Origin of the sequence: Pseudomonas sp. BP8 (genome assembly GCF_017875955.1) — a bacterium.
Classification (GTDB): Bacteria; Pseudomonadota; Gammaproteobacteria; order Pseudomonadales; family Pseudomonadaceae; genus Aquipseudomonas.
The window spans coordinates 1,234,108-1,254,384 of the sequence record NZ_JAGINK010000001.1 but is presented as its reverse complement, the minus strand read 5'-3'; the positions used below and the strand labels follow the sequence as shown (position 1 = coordinate 1,254,384).

The 20,277-nt window shown below is 60.9% G+C and carries 21 protein-coding genes; 11 read left to right on the top strand and 10 right to left on the bottom strand.

Annotation, left to right across the window (positions count from 1 at the left end):
• Positions 1-309: 309 nt before the first annotated feature.
• The 9 genes from J3B00_RS05455 to J3B00_RS05415 all read left to right on the top strand — a co-directional run bounded on the left by J3B00_RS05455 (position 310) and on the right by J3B00_RS05415 (position 8,224).
• A complete protein-coding gene (locus J3B00_RS05455) occupies positions 310-828 on the top strand; it encodes a type IV secretion protein IcmW (protein WP_209865132.1) in 519 nt (172 codons plus the stop codon).
• Positions 821-1,660, top strand: a complete 840-nt coding sequence (locus tag J3B00_RS05450; RefSeq protein ID WP_209865129.1) for a hypothetical protein — start codon at positions 821-823, stop codon at positions 1,658-1,660. The genes J3B00_RS05455 and J3B00_RS05450 overlap by 8 nt, the downstream gene beginning before the upstream one ends.
• 12 nt (positions 1,661-1,672) lie before the next feature.
• Positions 1,673-2,428 carry a hypothetical protein gene (locus J3B00_RS05445; protein WP_209865127.1) on the top strand — a complete coding sequence of 252 codons (756 nt, stop codon included), beginning with the start codon at positions 1,673-1,675 and terminating at the stop codon, positions 2,426-2,428.
• A gap of 1 nt (position 2,429) precedes the next feature.
• Positions 2,430-3,566 (top strand): hypothetical protein, encoded by a 1,137-nt coding sequence (locus tag J3B00_RS05440; RefSeq protein WP_209865124.1) that lies wholly within the window; start codon positions 2,430-2,432, stop codon positions 3,564-3,566.
• Position 3,567: 1 nt separating this feature from the next.
• Positions 3,568-4,749, top strand: a complete 1,182-nt coding sequence (locus J3B00_RS05435) for a hypothetical protein (protein ID WP_245362500.1) — start codon at positions 3,568-3,570, stop codon at positions 4,747-4,749.
• A gap of 22 nt (positions 4,750-4,771) precedes the next feature.
• Positions 4,772-5,896 carry a M23 family metallopeptidase gene (locus J3B00_RS05430; RefSeq protein WP_245362499.1) on the top strand — a complete coding sequence of 375 codons (1,125 nt, stop codon included), beginning with the start codon at positions 4,772-4,774 and terminating at the stop codon, positions 5,894-5,896.
• 28 nt (positions 5,897-5,924) lie between these two features.
• The gene (locus J3B00_RS05425) at positions 5,925-7,259 is read left to right on the top strand and encodes a hypothetical protein (RefSeq protein WP_209865120.1); all 1,335 of its coding nucleotides are present in this window, start codon (positions 5,925-5,927) and stop codon (positions 7,257-7,259) included.
• 75 nt (positions 7,260-7,334) lie between these two features.
• Positions 7,335-7,760, top strand: coding sequence for a hypothetical protein (locus J3B00_RS05420; RefSeq protein WP_209865117.1), 426 nt, complete (start codon positions 7,335-7,337; stop codon positions 7,758-7,760).
• Between the two features lie 14 nt (positions 7,761-7,774).
• Entirely contained in the window at positions 7,775-8,224 is a 450-nt protein-coding gene (locus tag J3B00_RS05415) for a hypothetical protein (RefSeq protein WP_209865115.1), read from the top strand.
• Between the two features lie 27 nt (positions 8,225-8,251).
• Here the strand turns inward: J3B00_RS05415 and J3B00_RS05410 are convergent, their stop codons facing one another.
• Positions 8,252-9,001 carry a hypothetical protein gene (locus tag J3B00_RS05410; protein WP_209865106.1) on the bottom strand — a complete coding sequence of 250 codons (750 nt, stop codon included), beginning with the start codon at positions 8,999-9,001 and terminating at the stop codon, positions 8,252-8,254.
• 84 nt (positions 9,002-9,085) lie between these two features.
• The gene (locus J3B00_RS05405) at positions 9,086-9,754 is read right to left on the bottom strand and encodes a hypothetical protein (RefSeq protein WP_245362498.1); all 669 of its coding nucleotides are present in this window, start codon (positions 9,752-9,754) and stop codon (positions 9,086-9,088) included.
• 54 nt (positions 9,755-9,808) lie between these two features.
• On the opposite strand from J3B00_RS05405, the gene J3B00_RS05400 reads away from it, so the two are divergent.
• Positions 9,809-10,156, top strand: coding sequence for a hypothetical protein (locus tag J3B00_RS05400; protein WP_209865104.1), 348 nt, complete (start codon positions 9,809-9,811; stop codon positions 10,154-10,156).
• Here the strand turns inward: J3B00_RS05400 and J3B00_RS05395 are convergent.
• Both J3B00_RS05395 and J3B00_RS05390 read right to left on the bottom strand, forming a co-directional pair.
• On the bottom strand, positions 10,124-10,831 hold the full coding sequence (locus J3B00_RS05395) for an OmpA family protein (protein ID WP_209865100.1): 708 nt from the start codon (positions 10,829-10,831) through the stop codon (positions 10,124-10,126). The two genes, J3B00_RS05400 and J3B00_RS05395, sit on opposite strands and share 33 nt — an antisense overlap.
• The gene (locus tag J3B00_RS05390) at positions 10,828-11,319 is read right to left on the bottom strand and encodes a hypothetical protein (protein ID WP_209865098.1); all 492 of its coding nucleotides are present in this window, start codon (positions 11,317-11,319) and stop codon (positions 10,828-10,830) included. The genes J3B00_RS05395 and J3B00_RS05390 overlap by 4 nt, the downstream gene beginning before the upstream one ends.
• A 306-nt stretch (positions 11,320-11,625) precedes the next feature.
• Between J3B00_RS05390 and J3B00_RS05385 the strand changes: the two genes are divergently transcribed.
• Positions 11,626-12,159 carry a hypothetical protein gene (locus J3B00_RS05385; RefSeq protein ID WP_209865095.1) on the top strand — a complete coding sequence of 178 codons (534 nt, stop codon included), beginning with the start codon at positions 11,626-11,628 and terminating at the stop codon, positions 12,157-12,159.
• A gap of 119 nt (positions 12,160-12,278) precedes the next feature.
• On the opposite strand, the gene J3B00_RS05380 is transcribed toward J3B00_RS05385, so the two are convergent.
• From J3B00_RS05380 to J3B00_RS05355, 6 genes are all read right to left on the bottom strand, one after another.
• The gene (locus J3B00_RS05380; RefSeq protein WP_245362497.1) at positions 12,279-12,773 is read right to left on the bottom strand and encodes a hypothetical protein; all 495 of its coding nucleotides are present in this window, start codon (positions 12,771-12,773) and stop codon (positions 12,279-12,281) included.
• Positions 12,774-12,803: 30 nt separating this feature from the next.
• The gene (locus J3B00_RS05375; protein WP_209865093.1) at positions 12,804-14,603 is read right to left on the bottom strand and encodes a DUF2235 domain-containing protein; all 1,800 of its coding nucleotides are present in this window, start codon (positions 14,601-14,603) and stop codon (positions 12,804-12,806) included.
• A gap of 26 nt (positions 14,604-14,629) precedes the next feature.
• Entirely contained in the window at positions 14,630-15,082 is a 453-nt protein-coding gene (locus J3B00_RS05370) for a hypothetical protein (RefSeq protein WP_209865092.1), read from the bottom strand.
• 143 nt (positions 15,083-15,225) lie between these two features.
• Complete coding sequence (locus J3B00_RS05365) at positions 15,226-15,678, bottom strand: hypothetical protein (protein WP_209865090.1); 453 nt, start codon at positions 15,676-15,678, stop codon at positions 15,226-15,228.
• A 97-nt stretch (positions 15,679-15,775) separates the two neighbouring features.
• Positions 15,776-16,195: a hypothetical protein gene (locus J3B00_RS05360; RefSeq protein ID WP_209865087.1), complete on the bottom strand. Its 420-nt coding sequence runs from the start codon at positions 16,193-16,195 to the stop codon at positions 15,776-15,778.
• Between the two features lie 159 nt (positions 16,196-16,354).
• Complete coding sequence (locus tag J3B00_RS05355) at positions 16,355-19,936, bottom strand: DotA/TraY family protein (protein WP_245362496.1); 3,582 nt, start codon at positions 19,934-19,936, stop codon at positions 16,355-16,357.
• Positions 19,937-20,277 lie beyond the last annotated feature (341 nt).

Below are 20,277 nucleotides of genomic sequence, written 5' to 3'. Positions count from 1 at the left end.
GTTGAGCCTTCGACCGGCGCGCATCGCGTCGGTTTGCATCTGACCTTCAGTGCATCGCGTAACTATGCATAGCGCCGTGCAGGTGAGCGCATGGGTTATTGCTAGCGCCCCCAGCTGTACTGATACCGGTCACGAACGCTTTCGAATAAGCCTTTGCGCCACTGCCCCACTGGCCAAATATGGCCATTTGCCTTCCCAACAAACTCCTTATCTCCCTGTCAAAAAGTTGATACGCCAGCATTTTTGATAGAGAATTAGAAACAGGATGCATTTTAGCGTATTTCAGTATGCTTTAAGCGAGTGCAGGGAATGGACGAAGACAGAACCTCAGATGCGGCCGTGCCGCCCATCGACCAGCTTGATCTCACCGCACACGGCGTTTTGGGCCACTTCGCCAAGTCGTCGCGCAATGTCCAACTGGTGAATTTTCTGATGGCCATGGACCAGGTCGACCGCTGGGCTGTGGATTTTGACGAAGACGCCCCCGGGCAACAGTTCGAAATTCCGCTGCTGATGCAAGAGATCCAGACCTTCGTGGAGGCCTATGCACGCGTGCTGCATCGGCTTCCGCAGCCATTCGCCGAGCTACTGGCACACCTCACCTCGTCGCGCTGCATGTACCTGATGCGGTATGTCGCGCAGCGCAATGAAGGGTTCACTGGAGCGCTGGCAGCACTGTTAGGGAGCGACTCATCGCAGTCGCAGGACCTGGCGGCGTTGCAACGCCGGCTGGATGCCTTCAGCAAGACGCACCTGCTCAGCGAGATTTTCTGCGGGGAGCGGCTGCGCGAGATAACACAGATCATGGGGAGTTACGCAGATGTATAAGGGACGCTTGAATCCTGTCGCCCAGGCGATAGGCAAATCTGTGGGCAAGCGCGCGCTGCTGGGCGGGGTGCTGGGCGCCTGGCTGGTGCTGGCCGGGCCGGCGTTCGGCGCGACCAGCAGCCTGGGCGCGACGTCGAGCAGCCTCATCTCGCAGCAGGACTCCGTCGTCGCCGATGCGATCAAGGCCGATGCCGAGGACTGTGCCGATGGCACCAAGCAAGGCACCATCGGCGCCTCGATCAGCGATGCGCTGAAAATCCACACCGAGCTGGCGTCGGCCACTCCCAATGTCGAATCGCTGTTCAGCGCCACGGCTGACTGCTTCGGTGGCTTGGGCAGCCTGTTCGACCTGTCCGGCTCGATCCCGAGCCTGGGCAGCATCCTCGCGTCGGCCCAGGCGGCAGTCTTGCAGTACGCACAGAAAAAAGTCTGTTCGGCGGTCCAGCAAGTCGCGTCGATGGTGACCACCCCGATCAACCAGGCCATTGGCAAGGTCAGCAGCGGCTCGTCGCTGGGCGATCTCAACGGCCTGACCAACGGCCTGGTCAGCAAAGGCATGAACACCCTCGATCCGGAGCTGGGCAGCGGCTACCACCACGCCGCGGCAGGCTACGAAGCCACCTACACCGTCGACGTCAACCCGTTCAATTACGTGCAGACCGACTTCGGCGGTGGCACCGGTGCCGGCACCACGGCCCCGGCAACCACCAACAGCGTGGCGGCGCCTGCCAGCGCAGCACCGGCGACCAGCACGTCGTCCAGTAGCTCGACCAGCTCCTCGTCGAGTTCGAGCAGCGGGTCATCCAGCTCCGCCGCGGGCCTGTTCAACTAAAAGGGGCTGTCGATGAAAAAGATCGCAGCAGTTTTGGCGGTGGGTCTGAGCGTAGGGATCACGGCGCTGCCTGCCCAGGCGCTGAGCTGGGCGTCGGTGCTGACCTTCATCAGCACGATGCAGAGCGAGATGAGTGCCTGGTCGGTGACGGTCAAGCAGACCGCGCTGTCGGCCAACGTCGTCTCGCAGATGGACAGCGATTCGAAAAAGCAGCTGGCCAACGCGGTAGGCACCATCGAGATGTCCAACCGAGTGATGAAGGCGGTGACCTCGTTCGATTCGGCAGTCGGCCAGCCGGTGACCATCAAATGCACGGCCCAGGAACAAGGCAAGCTGTTCGTGGAGGCCGTGTCGCAGCGTGACAAGGACGCGGCGAAGCTGATGGCCACCTACGCCTCGCAGCGCGTCGGTTCCAGGGCAACTGCCGATCAGGCGGCCCTGGCCATGCACCGCGATACCTACTGCACCGTGTCCGAGGCCCGGCAGGGCATGTGCACCCTCAATGCCAACGGCATGCAGGGCTGGGATGTGGACTACGCCGGGCCTTTCAGCGAGACCACCCTCGCCCCCGAAGGCGAGGCGGCGGCGTATGCCTACACCGCGATGATCACCGATCAGCGCGCCGAGGCGCACATCGACTGCAACAGCGCCGCCTGCAACGCCGCTCAGTCGCAGCAGCTCGCCACCTCGGCGATGAGTGCGATGGCTGCCAACTCTCTCGTAGGGCAGGTGACGGATCGTCGCGTGCCAATGCTCACAGGGCAGTGATATGAATTTTCGCCTGAAGTTAGCGGGCATTGTCGCCGGGTCGACAATGATCTCCAGTTTTTCCTACGGTGCGCTGTACGGTTTCGGCCCCGCCGAGGCATGGACCGCGGCACAGATCTCCCTGCACACGGCGTCAGTCAGCGCCAACATTGGCGCCTTTGGCACCAGCTTCGGTGCGCAGATGAGCTACAAGTTCGAGCAGATCATTTCCGCGGTGGCCATTGCGACCAAGCAGGAAGCGCTGTCGGCGAACGTGGTAGCGGACAACAACCGGCAAACCTCCGAACAGTTGGTCAACGCCATTCGTGCGCAACAGCAGAACACCTCGGTCGCCAAGGCCTACCTCGACTTCAACGCGGCGACCGGCCAAGGCTTCGACCCGTGCGGCACGGTGGCGAAAAACAAGTCGATGGACCTCGCCTTCACCACCCTGGCAGCCAAGGCCAAGGCAGCGGTCGGTGTGCTCGACGCCTCCCCTGGCCGCCTGGTGACGTCGACGGCCCAATCCATGCAGCAGCGCCTCAAACAGCACCGTGACAAGTTCTGTACCACCGCAGAGGCAAATGCTGGCCTGTGCACGCTGAGCACCTTGCCCGGCGGTGACACCAATGCCGCTCTGCTGTTCGAGCCCGCGGAAGAGAACTCGTTGACCACCGAAGCACGCACCGCTTACATCCAGCATGTGATCGGCCCACCGGATGAGGCGCTGGCCAAGGCGGCCGGCGCGACCCCTGCCGGTGAAACCTACATGGTCCAGAAAAACCGCAAGGACTCACTGTTGTCGGTGCCGGCCTACAGCCTGTCGACGATCAATGCGGCCAACACCCGTAGCACCCAGTTCGGCGGCAAGTCGCCCAACGAAGTGCTCAAACTGCGGGTGAACCAGTACTTCGGCGGCAAGGAATCCGAACAGTGGTCGGGTAACCTGGCGCGCCAGACCCAGCGCGGGCTGTTGGTCGAGGCGGCCAAGATGGGCGGCCTCGAGGTATGGATCCATCAGCAGCAGTACGAGCAGAACCAACGGCTGATCGCCAACCTGGCGACCCTGGTGGTGGCATCGTCCGACCGCCTCGGCGCCCCGCTGGAATCGCGCTATCAGAAGGTGCTGTCTGAAACCGCCAAGCAGGCGGTGCAGTGAGATGCGTATGAAAAAGGACTTCGACGAAGCGCGCGAGCCGCGTAAATGGCAGGTGTCGTTCGGCGTTTCGCTGGCGCTCACCTCGACCTTGGCCTGGGCCTATTGCCCACCTCAGTATCAGGAAACCGTCGTCTCGCCGGCATTCACGGCGGCTACCCAGACGCTCAACGCAGCGGTATCGACAGTCGACGCTTCGCTCTCGGCCATCCTCGAGACCCAAAGCCAGCGCCTGACCTCGGCCATCGCGGTAATGACCAAGCAGAAGGCCCTGGCCGCCAACACCGTCGCCGAGGCGGGGCGTAATTCGGCTCAGCAGACGGCCACCGCACTCAACGTGCTGGCCCAGACAGAACGGGTCAAGCAGGCTCGCTTCGACTACGGCGGTGAGTTCGGCCAAGGTTTCTCGCCGTGCAAGGTCTACTCGACCCGAACGCTGATGAGCAACCGCGATGCCGACATGACCACCGAGGTTCGCCAGCGGGTCAAATCCGAGATCGTCGCCGCCCCAGGCACATACGCCGAGCCGATCAGCGCCCAGACCACGCTGGTCAAGGCGCGCGAGAAATTCTGCACCCAGGACCAGGCCGATTCGGGCCTGTGCAGATCGGTAGGGACGATGCCGGGCGCCGACCTGACCGTGGCCACCTTGTTCGAACCCGCCATGGAAGGCGAAACCCTGTATGAAGCCAAGGTCGGCTTCGTCAACAACATCGCTGGCCTGCCGGACGGCCCGGTGCCGGCATCGGCCGGTAAATCGTCTGCCGCCGAAGACTATTCCCTGTCCAAGGCCCGCAAGGACGCGCTGGTCTCGCCTGCGCTCGCCAGCCTCAAGGCGATTCAGCTCGACTACTCGGGTGTAACCGGCAAAGAGACAGGCTCCGACCTGCCGCTGGCGGTGCATTTTCGCAACGAGGTCAAACGCTATTCGGGCAATACGGCCGAATACGACAGCTGGGCCAGGGTAATGTCTGCCCAGAACGAGCGCGGCGCGCTGGTCGAACTGCTGAAGATCAAGGCGCTGGACCTGGCCATCCAGGAGAAGCAGTACCGCCAGTACGAAAGCATGGAAGCCCAGCTGGCTTCGCTGGTGTCGATGGAAGTCACCGCAGGTGGTGCGCAAGACCGCACCAGCGAAGCGGCTTCGGATGCAGCCAAGCAAAACGTGAAGCAGAGTGTGCAGTGACGGAGCGCAAGGTATGAACAGAATGATCTTGCGCGGCGTTGCCGCCGTGGGCCTGGTGGCCTGTGCCCACGGCGCCGTTGCCGACACCTGCATGGTGTCGCCGACCGACAAGGAAGTTGTTTCCGGGCGTTTCGGCAAATTTCGCGGCGGCGGCTCGAGCAACTTCGGCTCGGCCAACCAGAAAGCGCACATGCACGATGGCCTGGACTTTTCCACCAGCGGTGCGTCGCAACCGGTGTATGCGACCACTGAGGGCGTCATCACCTTTGCTGGCAGCCGACGGTCGGCGGGTAACGCGGTACTGATCAAGCGGGCCAATGGCGATATCGTGGCGTACTACCACCTTAGCGGTTTTGCTAATGGCGTGACCCGCGGGGCTACGGTAAAACCCGGACAGCAGCTCGGTCTTTCCGGCAATACGCCCAGCAGCACCATGGCCAAGCATTTGCACTTCACCTACGGCACCGCGCAGAAGGATCAGGCCAGGGCCAAGGCGTTTTCCGAAAATGCCCAGCGTGGGCCGTTCAACCCGGCCCAGTTACCGTCCGCGTTCAATCGGCAGGCCGACATCGGCTGGAAGACTGACCCGGCCCCCTATTTCTGCCAGACTTATTCCATTCAGGATGGACACCCGGAGCACTACCCGATCCTGGGCAAGGACACCAAGGCGCAACATGAGATCCTGTTCGGCAATGTTCCCTCAGGCGGCGTGGCCCCCGACTCCACCGCGGAGCCTGTGCAAGTGGCTGCGGCCAACGCCGATGCCGCGCTGGCTGAAGCAGATGGCAAAACACCTGAGATGTACTTGTCTGACTCCGATGGCTATGGTGCTTTGCCGACGGCTCCCATCGGTGGCTACGACACCATGTCGGTTTCGGAAATGCTGATGACGGAAGCGACCCGTCGGTTCAGCGACGCCGAGTGGAACAACAGCATCACCCACGTTTCCAGCCGCGCCCTGTGGGTCGACTACAACCGGGCGACAGGTGTCAGCAATTATTTGTCGGAAGCGATTTATCGCAAGAAAGAACGAGTTGAAGCATTGCTTGCCGTTTACGCGTCGCAGAAATTGGCAGGTCAACGGGCACAGACCGATTGGGCGCATCAGCGTGCCCAGAAAGGAGCTGTGTCCAGATCCATTGAATAACGCGGCGCCCACGAAAAGGTAATCACAGATGGAACCCAATGAACTCAAGAAGCCTGCCCCAGCCGACGCTCACTCTGCTGCCGGGCCGCACGCCGAGCCGGGGCGGAGTTACGCAGGCCTCTTGGTCCATCATGGCGCAGCGCCCTACAACGATGATTCTGCACAACCGAAAAGCTACTACGTCACCTTGAAAACCCCCGCTGGCGAGCAAACCCTATGGGGCGCCGAACTCGAGCAGGCCATAAGCGGCGCTGGGGTGCAACCCGGCGAAGCTGTTCAGCTGGATTACCAAGGCAACGCCGAGGGTTCGGCGCAACCGGCCTGGAGCGCACGGTCGATTGATCCGGCAGCGCTGCCGGCCTCTGCTCCCGACACCACACCTGAGGTAACGACTGCAGGCCAAGATGCCCCAGCCAGCCAGGCGCCCACTGCCCGCAACGACATCGACCCCGTAACACTCGATGCGCTGATGAAGGTGACGGAGAATCTGCAGAAGAAAGTCGATTCGCTCAACCCAGAGGAAGTCCGGCGGATCAACGCATCCCTGCATGAGGGTGACGCGAAGGCCGCTGGCAAACGCTCGGAACAAGAGGCCAATGGTGCCGAAACCTTGTTGCGAGGCACTGCCGAGTTGGTAGGTGGCGTGGCGTCGTTGACCGGTGCTGCCATGCAGGGTCTGGGCAAGGGAGCGGACGCTCTGGCCAATGCCTGGCGGGGCGGATCAAAGGCCCAGGACGCTCAAGCGAGTGCGGTGGAGCCGGCGTTCTCGGAAGAAACGGCTGGCCGCGTGCAGGTGCTGCCTCGCCTTTCCGAATACCGTGTCGATCAGGTCGAGAAAGCCGCCAACAACTACGAGAAGGCACATGTCGCCTTCTGGAATGCCGGCGACATGCCCCAGGTTCGTCAGCAGATCGAGACCCGCGCCGAGCAAACCGGCCTGACCGTGCCCGAAGTGATCGAGAAGATGAAGCCCGACGGTGAATTCACCGACCTGCATGAAAAATTCGTCGAGGCGGTAGGCCAATCACCCGATGCCCAAAGCAACAAGAAAGCCATGGACAAGGCCCTCACCGGCTGGGCGCGTCAGTACGGCCGCGCCCAGGAAGAGTTGCTGAACCCGGAAACCGAAGGCAGCCCGCATTACGACAAGCTCAAGAACCGTCTCGAAACGTCCAGCCAGAGCATCCATGCCAACGCCGGCAATACACCGGCCTTCGACGGCGAAGCGCAGTCGCACCTGGAGCGCCTCAAGGACGTCATGCAGCGCATCGGCGAGCGACTCAAGGAAATGGTCCAGGGCATCGTCGACCTGGTCCGCGGCAAGCCTTCAGGTCCATCGTCAGGCAACGATTTCACCCCGTGACAGGGGAAAACACCTAGCCAATGCCGAAATGGAGCCATGAAGGCGCAGGCATGACATCCAAGCAAGGAAAACGGAATGAAAGAGTACAGCAACTGGAAAGAAGTCACCGCCACGCCAGAGGCCCATCTGGATTTCCTGCGGGTGGTCGACGCCAGCCTGGATGAAGGCCTGGGTGGCAAGAACCTCTATCAGAAACTGGCCCAGGAAATCAGCGTGGATGGCAAGGCGTTCAGCCAGGCCTTCCACCTGAACAACCTGGAAAACAACTCGGGCAACTGGGATACCGACGAGACGCCAGACCCAGTGAAACTGGAAATCGTCTCGCTCACGTCGAAGATCAAGCAGGCTGATCCAGGCTACGACATGGCTCACTTCACGGTCGGTTATGAATACATGATCAGTGAGATGAAAGAACGTGGCGTAGACGTCGATGCCGGCTTGGATCACAGCGACCCAGCACCTAAACGCACCAGTGGTGCAGACTACGAGCCTGGCATGTAATGCCGGAGGCGCTTGTGAAAACCACCCTATCGATCGTTGTAACGTTGAGCGCGTTGACCCTGGCCAGTGCTGCCCAGGCTCAGAACAGCCCCGAGGCGGCTGAAGAGCAATGGCAGGAGTTGCCGCGCAACACCACCATCTATGTGCCGGTTCCGCAGCAGGTCACGCCGGTTAGCGCATACCGGTCGTGCTCCAATCGCTATGAAGGTGAGCGTTGTGACTTCGCCACGCCTCAGCAGGGGGTCGTCGAAGGCACCTGCGAGGCACCTGAAATGCGCCAACCGCCAGCGTATGGGTATCAGGTCCAGCAATACCCTGCACAAGTGCGAACAGGGCTGGTGTGCACGCCGGTCGACACCCCTGCTCCCGGTGGCCCAGGTAGCGGGCCCGCCAACCCTGGCCACGAGACGCCCTACGCGCCCCCGCAAGCCCCAATGCCGCCCGCTGAAGCAGCGCCGCAATAAAGCCACCGAGCCTACCCGACTCAGCACCTAGTCCGCTGGGTCTGAGTCGTCCGCCTGTTGACGGGGAGCAACAGAGGCCTGCATGTCGAGGATGAACTGGTGTATTGAAGGCAGCTTTTTCTGGAACGTCGGATCCTGCTCCGGCGGGCGGAAGATATACCCCTCACGCAGATGCAGTGCCACCTGCTCCTGATAGCGCTCGACGAACCGCTCACGGATACGCCCGGCCTCAGGCGTATCTTCGGCGACAATCTCCTCCAGCAGCCACTGCGCCACCTGCGCGAAGATCACGCTGCGGTTGTACTGCTCGGTATTCAGCTCGGACTGTGCATAGGTGGAATTGAACTGCCGCTCCATCGCCTTCATCGTGAGCTTCTTGAGCTCAATATCGTCCTTGAGGGCGGCCACCTCGCGTGCCAGGCGGGCCTCTTCTGCGCTTGCGGTGCGATTGGCTTCGTTTGCTTTGGCGACGACTTGCAAATACTGCTCATGCATTTGCTCGACCACCGCCGTCAGTTGCTTCGCAATGCCTCTGAGCTCTACCGTTTCCGAGAAGTATTGCCGCACGAGGTCACGCAGCGGCTCGAGCTTCTGATTGGCGTAGTCCCTGCCAGCATCCCAGCCTTCTGAGTAGCCATTGGAGCGTCCTTGTTCGAAGCCCTCCTGCCGGCCTTGCTGGCGCCCCACATGGAGGTTGGCCTCGGCCTGTTGAAAAGAGCCGTTGTAGCCGCCGTCCAGACTCATGTTGCTCTTGCGTCCCGCCCAGTTATGGTCCATTCCGTAAGCTCCTTGCATCGGCGCATCGTCGCGTCACTCGCCTCACATTGTAGATAATGGCACTGCGATCAGGGCCGATAGCGCCTACTTGGTCGTTTTGATCTCGGCTCCCGCCGCCTGCAGCGCATCAGCCTGAGGCAAAGCGAACTCCGCCAACCGGTGCACGGCAACCGCCACCCAATCGCCGCCAAAGCGCTCGTCTTCCAGCACAGATTTCAGCGCCAGGATCGGCACACAGTGCCCTGCTTGCCCTTGGACATAAAAAGCGGCCAGCCATTCGGGCAGCAGGTGATTTATCGCGTCATGGGTTTCGACGGTGAACATCAATGCCAGCGTGCCGGGCATGGCCTTGACCTCCCGGCTGGGGAGGGCGTCGGCCAGCCAGAAGGCCACTTCACCGAGCTGGTTGGCCAGGATCGGCAGCAAGGCAATCACTTTGCGCCCATCGTGACTGACCACAATACCCGGCTCGAGGTCGACCGTGGGCGCACCGAAGTCCAGCGCCTCATGACGAATGGGCAGCGTCTGCAGAAAATGCTCTAGCAGCGTGTACATCTCGAATGCCGCCGGGATGTCTTTCTGAATGGCTGGAGTGCTCTTGGCCATCACGCTGACAAAACCACCGCCTGACTGCGCAAATACATTGCCACTGATGGCTTGTGCCACGAATGCTTCAAGTTCATCAAGCGAATACATGTTCAACTTCCCTGCACCGGGTCGACTAGACTGAACTTGAAGTTGCTTCAAGGTCAAAGTTACTGTCAACAGTGTGTCTCTGTTTGCAGCCCAAACTTCAAGGAAGTATCAATGAGCCATCAGTTTCATTGCGCATTTCAAGCAGCCCCCGGTAACGTTGGCGGGGTACTGAATATCGGCCCTGCCTCGGTCAGTATCGATCTGGACAATCTGCACCTGTTTGCCGAGGTGGTCGGGCAAATCGAAAAGTCTCGGGCGGGCGGCGAAACCCGCTCGGAAATCCTCGGCGAGTGGGCTGCTCGCGAGGGGATCGACTGGGCGCATATCGGCTTTCATCCCTGCCGCGAAAGCTACAGCCTGCGTTACAACGGCGTAGCGTGGGAATCGCCCGCCGATGCGACAATCGCGGCCGCTGCCGAGGCCAGGTTATTCCTGGATAACATGCGCCTGCAGGCCTGATACCTGCACGGGGCGCTCACTGACGTCATAGGAGGACCTAGCTTCATTGGCCGTGGCCGAGAACTCAAACTCAACCCGGCGATTGACCGCGCGGCCCGTCGCGGTGTCATTCGAGGCAATATAGTTTCCAACTTGACCTTGGGCACTTATCTTCGACGCTTCTACGCCGCGCTGAACCAGATACAACTTCGCCGCTTCCGCTCTGAGTTGGGCAACGCGGCGATTCGCCTCCATGGTTCCCACACTGTCGGTGTAGCCAAAGATCTTCACCTGCCGCGCTGTATGCGCCGAGCGCACCAGCACCTCGGCATCTGCGGCGCTGGGGCCGAACCTTGAGTGGCCAAAGGCGAAGTTCAGGGTCATGTGGTTGATCGAGCCCTGGATCTGTTCCTGCTGCGCACTGATGGCCAGCAGCTCCTGGCGGCTGCCGTTCGCATCGGCCTCTGCGGCCGCCAAACGTACCCGCAGGCTCTGGATTTCGACACGCAGCGCGTTGATCGTTTGCTGCATCTGCGCGGCGTCCTGGCCCTGGGGCGGCGCGGTCGCACGAGAAACCGGTGCGGCAGGGCTGTCGATCAGTTCAAACCCCGCAAACGCCTTTGGGGCGAGTGCTGCGGACAACGCAACCAACACCAACGGCAGCACGGCGCGAGGGGTGGCAATCAGGGTGCTCATACATTTCTCCAGAACCGCAAGATCACGAAAACGATAACCGACCAGGCATACCCCAATATCAAGGCCAGAGCGCCCGCCAGCAAATACGTGCGCAGCGGGTCGATGGCGTCTTGGCCAAGCGGCTTAAGCCCGGGCACCAGGGTGGCTGGGAACCAGGCAAACAGCAGCGCCACCAGCGGGGCAAGCCACAGGCCAAGGCGCAGCCGACGATGGTCGGCACCGCGCGTCCACCAGGCGTACCAGCCGAGGCTGAGCAGGTAGGCCGGTAGCAGCATCACGCTCAACAACAGGGCCGAAAAGGACAGTGCCGCGGCGTAGAAGCGCGGCGTCCCTTCAGTCATCTCACCCATCGTGATGGCGACGACAGCGATGGCAAACGCCACAAGGGCCGCCAACAGCGGCACCAGCAGCAGCCACAAGGCCGCGCGGCGATCGCCCACCACCCTCAGGCCCGGCTCCACGGCAAGTGGCGGTAACGGGTAGGACATGCCTGAAAACTCCTTGTAAGGGCCAGCTGAACGGTGATGTTCAAGACAAGCGTCGCAGCATCTGGGGATGATGCCGATCAGCCAGCGTTCAACGTCCTGTCAATGATCAAAATGGCCTGTTAGAAAAATGTCGATAAGGATGGCGAGTATGAGTTTGAGGCCATTTGCCGTCAAGGTTAAATCCTGAGGTTAGCCAGGCGTTCGCTTGACCAAGGGCAAGGCCTGGCGCACACTGCGCCCATCAAAAAAACGCTTTTCTAACAGGCTAAATTGATAGCATTTTGTCATCCAGGAAGGATCTGCCGCATGAAAGCCCTGCAACTCGCTGTACCCCTGCTGGTTTCGCTCGCCTGCTCTAGCGCCTTTGCCCAAAAGATCGACCAACCCGAAGCCAACGCGCGCCTTACCCAGGTGCTGACGTGCAAACGCAACGTTTCGCTGGAGCAATTCGAAGCGCTGGTCAAGGCAGCGAATGGCAAAGCCATCGTTCGTGCCTCGGCGATAGACGATGGTGAATACACGGTGCCGAACCCGCTGGACGTTTACGGTCGCCCGGTCACCCAGCTTTCGCTGCACCCAGGCGCCAACGGCGAAGGCGACTTCAACGGTTACGGCGGTGCATTCAGCGGCGAGAGCCTGCAGACGGTCGCCAAGCTGGCAGGCATCGCCAAGGACGAAGTCGGCGATTACAAGCAAGTCGTCGGCAACCATGACCTGTGGCTGTATGAAGACTCAGGCAGCACCTACATCAACTGCTCATACGATGTGCGCACGGTGACCAAAACCATCAAGAGCAAGGCGCGCGAGGCAGCGGATGCCGTCAAGCGGGCGACCCAGTAACACTTGGCGATCCGACACGGATTGAATGGCGTCAGGGGATGAGCTTCAGGACCCTGGCGCCGGCGTTTCTGCCAACGGTCAAGGATGACCTGAAGCGCCCTCCCCGGCAGCGCAATCGGCTACGCCGAGCAATACTGTTTGGCCATTTGGTGAATGCGCGCTGCCGCCTGCGCCTGGGCTTGAGCCTGCTCGCAAGCCCAAAGCAGCGTCCCGGCGTCAGGAATATAGGCCACCCCACTCGCCTTCTTCGCCACGAACCACAGCGCACGCATGACAAACAGCGGGTCGCCATTGAGTCGTTGATCACCCGCTGCATGTAGATGGCCGACCAGCGCCTGCGTCGCGCCGATCAACCCCTTGCTCTGGCCATACTGGATCAACGTGCCCAGCTCCTCCGGCTTCATCGAAGGATGGATTGTCAGCGGCGTGCAGAGGTCGGCATCGAGCAAATCCCAGAACGTCACGCCATCCTTGCAGACCATACCCACACGGCGGCCACCGGCCATGTCATCGACCTCGATAAAGGTGCCCGGCTGATACTTGTGGATTTTCATCTTGTAGCCCTTACGGATTGACTGACCGACCATCGTCGGCAACAGGTGCATTCTAAGCATGCAGCCGACACAACGCACCATCGGGCCGTGTCAGGGCTCAGGGGCATCCCAGGCGACGGTACGCTCCAGCACCTGCTCCACAGGACAGGCGATCATCGCCCGGGCCAAGGGCTTGCCATCCGCTCCAGGTATCTCGTAGGCGTCTTTCAAGGTGCCTTCGGGGCGCTCGGCAATCCATGCTGCGGCCTGTTGTAAACCATCGCTGAGAAAGCCCGCCTGGTCCGCCTCACCTACATGCCGCATGTCGATCGCGACCAGCACACCGCGCGCATCGGTGAATGACGGCGCCTCATGCACAGCCTCCAGCGCTCCCACCACATTACCGTTGGTATCGTGCAGCAGGAAGGGATCACCGATAGCCAGCGGCGCTCTGGCAAGGGCGCCGTCAGCGGCCTCCGCAACAATCCGACTGGCCTCGTACTCAAAGCCCAGATCGGCAAAGGCCGAGGACCCCTCAGGGTCAATCCGCACCACTGCATAATTGGCCGACACGTCGGACTTGGGTACAGGAACCGCTTCAAGACCCAGTCGTTGAAGGTGCTCAGCTTCGGGCTTAGAACTGGCGAGCAATGACGAGAGTTCGGCCACTTGCGCGTGGGACTGGGCTGCCAAGACTGATGCGTGCTCCGCTTTGCGCGTCGCCAGCCGATTCTCGATGTTGCTACCGGCGGGGTCATCGGGCATGGACGAGGCGCTCTGGGCCTTCTCGTCCCATGCGAAGAACTTCTCACCTAGCTTTCTGCCTATGCGCTGAACAAGAGGGTCGCCCAGCGAGTCATCGTTTTCAAAGATAACCTTGCGGCCGTTGACTGGCTGATCGAACGGCGCGGACTGCCGTCTGAACGGTAACAACGTACCGCGCTCCGTCGGGAAGGGTTCATTGTTGATACGGGTGAAAGACCCGTCGGGATTGGGCGTGAAAGCCTCATTGCCTTTGAACAGTCGCGAGTCGATCAGCGCTTCCTGCAGCCGCTGGGGATCTTTGATCACAGCATTGTACTGCTCGATGCGCTTGAGCTCTTCCGGCGGCATCGGCCCCATTTCGATGCCTGCTGACTTCAAGCTGTCGTACATGAAGGCCAGCGGGCCAGCGGCCAGCACATCATTACGGTAACCGCCCCCGACCTGGGAATGCGCGCCCGCAAACTTCACCTCTTCAATGCGCGAGTTGTCGTCATTGCGCAGCGCACTGGTCAAAGGAAACGTCGCGCGATATTCATGCATCGCCACCAGATGGGTGGTCGAGTCGACGTTTTTGCTTATTTCCAAGTTCTTGTTCGGATGGCTATCGGTTATCGGGATGCCATACGAAGCAACGGTGTCGAAAATGCCGAGCTTGTTCACATGAACCTGACCTGGCGGAACCAGGTACTCGCGTGTGGGTTTCCAATCGCTATCGAGCTTCGGCACACCGCGGTCGATGATCTCGTTTGCCAGCGCGCGCGCCTGTGCCGCACCCCGGCTGAAGCCGATCAGGTTCACATCGATCTTGTGATCCTGGTTCTTGTTATAAAAGGCGACAAAGGCATCGTAGGCCTGCTCGATACGCTCCTGGCCGCCCAGCCCCGTCCCCCGCTCCAGCAAAGCGACTGGCGTGCTGGACTTCTGGCTGCCGACCCCATCAAGGTAGATCTTCTCTGACTGGCCGAGGTATTGCGTGGGGTCATACGTTAATGGCGCATGATCGGAGTTCAGAGAAAGATTGGTACCCTGCGCGGCATCCAGCTCAAAAAGCCTGGCCACATTAGTATGGCCGCCTTCGGGCGTATCGTTGTCTTTGCTATTAGCCGTGCCATCCAGATACACACTAAAGTATACGGATTTACTCATTTCATATCCCTATGAACAACGATCACTCAGGCTTCGTTCAACTTCAGAATGTGGGCCTTGATTGCGTTACCGGCGCACTCCATGAAACGTCCATAGAACGCCTCGCCCAGATGTAGCAAGGGAGACCCCTTCAAGGAGTCGGCCGCCGCATCCAGGGCAATGACGCCAAACTGCTCCGCAATAATTTCGATACTGCGTGTGCGCATCGATGGCTGGTCGTAAGGCTTCTGATACCACGTGGAAATTTGGTACTGGATGTCATTTCGCTCGAATGCCGCATACAAATGCTCGGCGAGCGCGATGACGGTTTCGCGAATCAGGCCCGGGTCGATATCGTGCGCTTCAAGCAAGGCTTCGACGGGGGCGTTGGCAACCGCGAGCAGATCAGCGGTGGTGTAGCCGGCCATCGGCGGGAATACGCCAGGAGGAAGCTCAACCCCGGGGCCAGACGCCTGATGGATGTTGTCGTCATCTTGCATGGAAATGCTCCTTGCTCGGCAATAATTGCTGAAGGGTAGGCTCGCCCAGCGAGCCATCGTTTTCGGATCAAAGCGCCTGGCTACAGGGGTGCAACTGCCTATCGGACTCACTCACTGCACAGCCCTGCGCAGCGATGCCGTTATCAGTCTTCATTCAACTTCAGAATATGCGATTCGACGGCGTTTCCGGCGCTCTCGACAACACTCAGATAGAACACTTTACCGAGGCGTCGCAACGGTGAGCCTTGCAACGCGGCGGCCATCGCAGTCTGCGCAACGATGCCGAATTGCTCTGCAATGATCTGGACACTGCGCTTGCGCATCCAAACCTGGTCATACGGCTTTTGATACCAACTCGCAATTTGGGACTGAACATCCTCTCGCTCGAACGCCGCATACAAATGCTGAGCCAGCGCGATGACGGATTCGCGAATCAGAGCGGGGTCGATAGCGTGTTCTTCGAGCAACCTTTCGACAGAGGCGTTGGCCACCGCGAGCAGATCAGCGGTGGCGTAGCCTGGCAGGGGCGGGAATACCCCAGGTGGTAGCTCGACAACGGAGCCAGGCTCTTGATGAGTGTTTTCCGCATCCTGCATCGGGCGCTCCTCGCTTGGCACAGTAGTGCGAATACTAATCTCACCCATGGTGAAAATCAATTTTCTAACAAGCATTTTTGACAGGCATGCAGCTGAGTCAGTTCACGCCCGCCACCTGGCCCAAGGCACCCCCACGGCCATCTTGCAGGCTCTGCACGGCGGCGTGGTACAGCAGCGTCAGATCCTGCCTGGCAGCCATCACCTCGCCGTAGAACACCGCCGCTACAAATGGCGCCACCCGAAAGAAGTCGGGCAGTACATCCGGAGGACTGGCGTGTAGCGGAAAGATCGGGTTTGCAGGCGCTGCCAGCTCGAATTCATAGCCGAACCCGCCCAGGCCGGTACGCTCGGATAACGCTTGGGCAATACACAACACTGCCACCAGGCCGATGTCCGCCACATCGTCGGCGTACAGCTCTCCGTCATCGTAGTAGAACTGTTCGCCACGCACGATGGCCTGATCGGCGAGCCCGGTAAGGAGCCGTCGAAGCTGGTCTTCCAGTGGATTCTCAACCATGCGAAGCCTCTGCTCAGCGCGACCGCAGCCGCGTCTCAAGTTGCGCACACCCGTTGCGCGTCACCGTCCAAGACAGCCAAGGGCGGGAATAATTCCCCGCCCATTGGTTATCTGTGGGCAAATGGCCACCCGCTCAGTGCAAGGTGGCCGGCCTGCTCATCAATCGTCTTCGTTGCCGACATTGGAGCGGCTGCCGGCGTAAGGCTCACCGGCAGGCGAACTGGCGCGCCCCGTCCACTGGCCAGCAGCGTCATCCTGCGCATTGCGACCGGCGCCGCCGGCAGTCGTCGCTCGCCCGCCCTCATTACCAACCGAGGATGAACCAGCGGCAGGCGCCGCGTCATTGAACTGATGATCCCTGACCCCGGCGTCATCTGCCCGCTCGGCAAATGACGCGGCCGATTGTTGACCGCCGCCACTTCCGACGGAGGCCGCCCCACCCGACGCAGAACCACTGACGGCATAAGGCTGACCGGCGGCCGATGTGCCACGCCCCTGACCAGCACCGCCGCCCTGCGCAGCACCGCCGGAGCCGTCGGCGGCTGTTGCACGCCCGCCCTCGCTACTGGCCGAAGAAGCCCCAGCGGCGAGCGCCGCGTCGCTGAACTGGTGATCCCGGACCCCAGCGTCATTGGCCCGATCGGAAGAGGAAGCAGCCGATTGTTGCTCGCCACCGCCCACCGAGGCCGCCCCACCCACTGCAGCGCCGCTGGAGGCGTAAGGCTCACCGGCAGCGGACCTGGAGCCACCCGCCGACGCGCCAGCACCGCCATCCTGTGCAGTGCGGCCAGCACCGTCGGCAGCTGTCGCTGACCCGCCCTCGCTAGCGAGGGAGGCCGACCCTGCAGCAAGCCCCGCATCGTTGAACTGATGGTCGCCGACCGCAGTGTCTGCGCCCTCGCCGGAGGAACCCGCCGACTCCTGGTCGCCGCCGCTTCCGGCCGGGGCCGCCCCACCCGATAGCGATTCCTTGAATGCCTGGATACGCGCGTCAGCACCTTCATGGTAAGCCGCCCGGCCCTCGGCCCCAGCGGTCGAGAAGGCCTGCTTGTAGTCAGCGCCGGCAGCGCTGGCGGCCGAGGCAAGCCCGGCACCCGCCGTCAATGCACCCGCCGTCAGACCATCACGCATGCGCCCAGCGGTAGACCCTGCTTCGGAGCCGCGGAACGACTCCACTCCCGCCCGGCCTGCAGACAGTGCAGCGCTACCCGCGTTGCGCATCGCCCTGCCAGTCGACGCGGTGCCACCTGCAATCGCCCGACCCAGGGCAACACCGGCCGCATCACTGACCTTCTCGCCGGTGGTACGGTTGTCGCTGGCCGCAGTAGCCGCAGTAGCCGCACTGGCTTCTGACCCACCGGATTCTCGGGATGCCGCCCCGCCCGCACCCTGGCCGTTCGCACTGAGCAGCGGCGAGCTGCCACCCGAACCACCGCCGCCGCGAGGTCCGCCACCCTTGGGGTCAGTCGGCGAGCCGCCATCAGGCGGTGGCAGCCTGCCTTGGCCGCCACCCAGGCGCATACCCGAGCCACTGCCCTGAACACTTGCGCCGACCCTGCTCATGCCGCCTCGCATATCAGACACCGCATTGGTCTCACCCATGCTGCCAAGACCTCCGCCGATCCAGCTGAGTACCTGGTCGGGCAGTGTCTGGGGCAGGCCGAAGATCATGTACAGGACCGGCAACAACGTCAGCCCGAACACCATGAACCACCAGGCGAAGGTCAGAAATTCCGCAATGGCACCCACGCCGCCCGACGAGGAAACCACCGCGCCACGCATGGCGAAGAAGCCCTGGGCTATGTAGTCAATCACTGGGTCGGACACCAGCACCGCCGCGAATAGACCAAGAACAGCCAGCGCAGGACGGGCGAACAGCGACAGCAACAGCAGGTAGCCTTGGGTCTGCGAACCCACGAATGTACGATCCGGCGTCATGTGCATCACAGCCCAGAGCGGCGCGGCAATGATGGATTGCAGTACGGCGAGGAGCCAGCCGACGAAGACGATCATGAACAGCGTGTACGGCAAGCTCGGCAGAAACACGCCGAAGTAGAACGCCAGCGGCTCGATATAACTGGCCATCAGCGCCAACTGCTTGACCGGCACCTCGATGACCCAGTCCCAGAGCGGGGTGACAATTTTGTCCAGGTCAAGCCCGTTACCCAGACCCTTGACCGAGGAAAGCGTGCCTGCAAGCACCCTCACTGCTGTGCCAGCACTCTTGATCGCGACATCGGCTACTAGAATCCCTCCGCGCGCAACCGCCAGGTAATCCCCAACGCACTTCATGCGATTGAGCGACCCCCCCATTTGTCCAGCCGTTCCGCAAAGCGGGGTCTGCCCGTTGCTGCCTGCACCCGTAGCGATCTCAACCACATTCAGCATCAGGCCGTTGACGAACGAAGACATCTTGGCATCCATGTCCGCCCTGAGGGAGCCCACGTTGATGTCGCTACTTGGATCCTTGGGAATCAGGCTGGAAAGATCTTCTGCCTTGCTTTTCTTCGCGTCGGTGTAAGAGGATTTCTCTTCTGCCTTCTTGTTGATCGCCTCAGCAACGGTGGTCACGCTATTGATCAGTAATGAGGCACGCGCATCTGCAGGCAAAGCACTGAGTGAGGGTGCGCCCACCGACCCAACCGGCTCGGCAAGCACACCGGCAATCTGCCCGCGAACCATGCCAACACGCTGGAACCAGCCGCCAGCCGCTGCCCAACCATCGTCGGTCAGCGTCGTGATAAAGCCTTTGAGGCCATTGTCGACACCGCTCTGGCCACTATTAACTTCGGAGGCGAGATCGGTCGCTATCTGCTTCTCCCACTTGTCCACGATGACGTTGAAGTTGTCGGAATCGACGGCGTCCCATCCAGCGTCATTGATCGTTGCAGGCCAGGACCTGACCCAGGTATCCAGCTCTTGCATCATCAATGTCGCGGCAACCACTTTTTTGGTCTGCACCGCCGCGCGCAGCTGTTCCAAAGCCTGGGGTATTGGCTCCGATTTTGCCTGGGCCGAGTAACTGGCCACTTTCACGGTTCCGCAGAATGGCTCGCCCCCCGCCAGATTGGTGATTTCGTTACGGTCCTGGAGGAAGAAAGTGAGCTCCACCCGACCATCCACTTCAGTGGTCCTGTCCGCGCCATTCGCTCTGACCTCGGGGGAAGAGCCTGAAGCAGTGTTGTTCCTGTAGATCTCGTTTGCCGCCTTGGCACAGTACGATGCCGCAAGGTATTGCCGGGCGAAATCGCGCAAGCCGTAGAAGTTACCGGGCGCATTGACCCCCTGAACGACACCGTTGGGCGACAGCACGCCCATGGCCATACCCGCCTTGTAGGTGCCATTGGCAAAGCCGACACCCCAGAGTGAGAACATCAGGACGATGAGCTGAATGAACGAAAAGCCGCTTGTGGTCGGCAACAGGACCGCGCCGCCCGCCACGATCCTCACCGGCGTCCAGAGTGACGACCAGCTCTTGCCCATCGCCTCGCCATCGTTGGCGGTGTTGGTCACGCCCATCACTGCGACGTAAGAGACGATCAGGGAACCGATGATCAGGATTCCGCTGTTGAAGAAGCCGAACATGGTCGCAAGGATATTCGCGCTTGCCCCCACCATATTGGGGTCGGTGCCTTTGACCAATGCATCGATTACCGGACCAAAGATCCTGGTCAGCATCTCGACCGATTGATCGGTGCAGGCGCTCGGATCGCTGCACGGAGAAAACGGCATCTGAGCCATTGTGAATACCTACCTGAATCGAGTTGCGGACGGTTGATCTAAATCGTTCGCGACGAATTCCCCTTGGAATGCTCCGTCGTCCTTGAGATGGGCTGCCATGCAGCCCTGGCTTTACAGATGCCCTTGAGCTAGCGCCATGCTACCACCCTCGAAGCGGTAGCCTGCCGGATAGATTAGGCCGGGTAATCTTAAACCAGATATCAGCTAATTATCAAAATAATGTTACGAAAGAAAATTAACAAAAACACTGAACAAGCTCCTAGCCATCTACCAGTTTCGATATTTTAGAAGACCTCAAGAATTCACGATAAAGTCAATAAAATCATCGAAAACAGCATAAA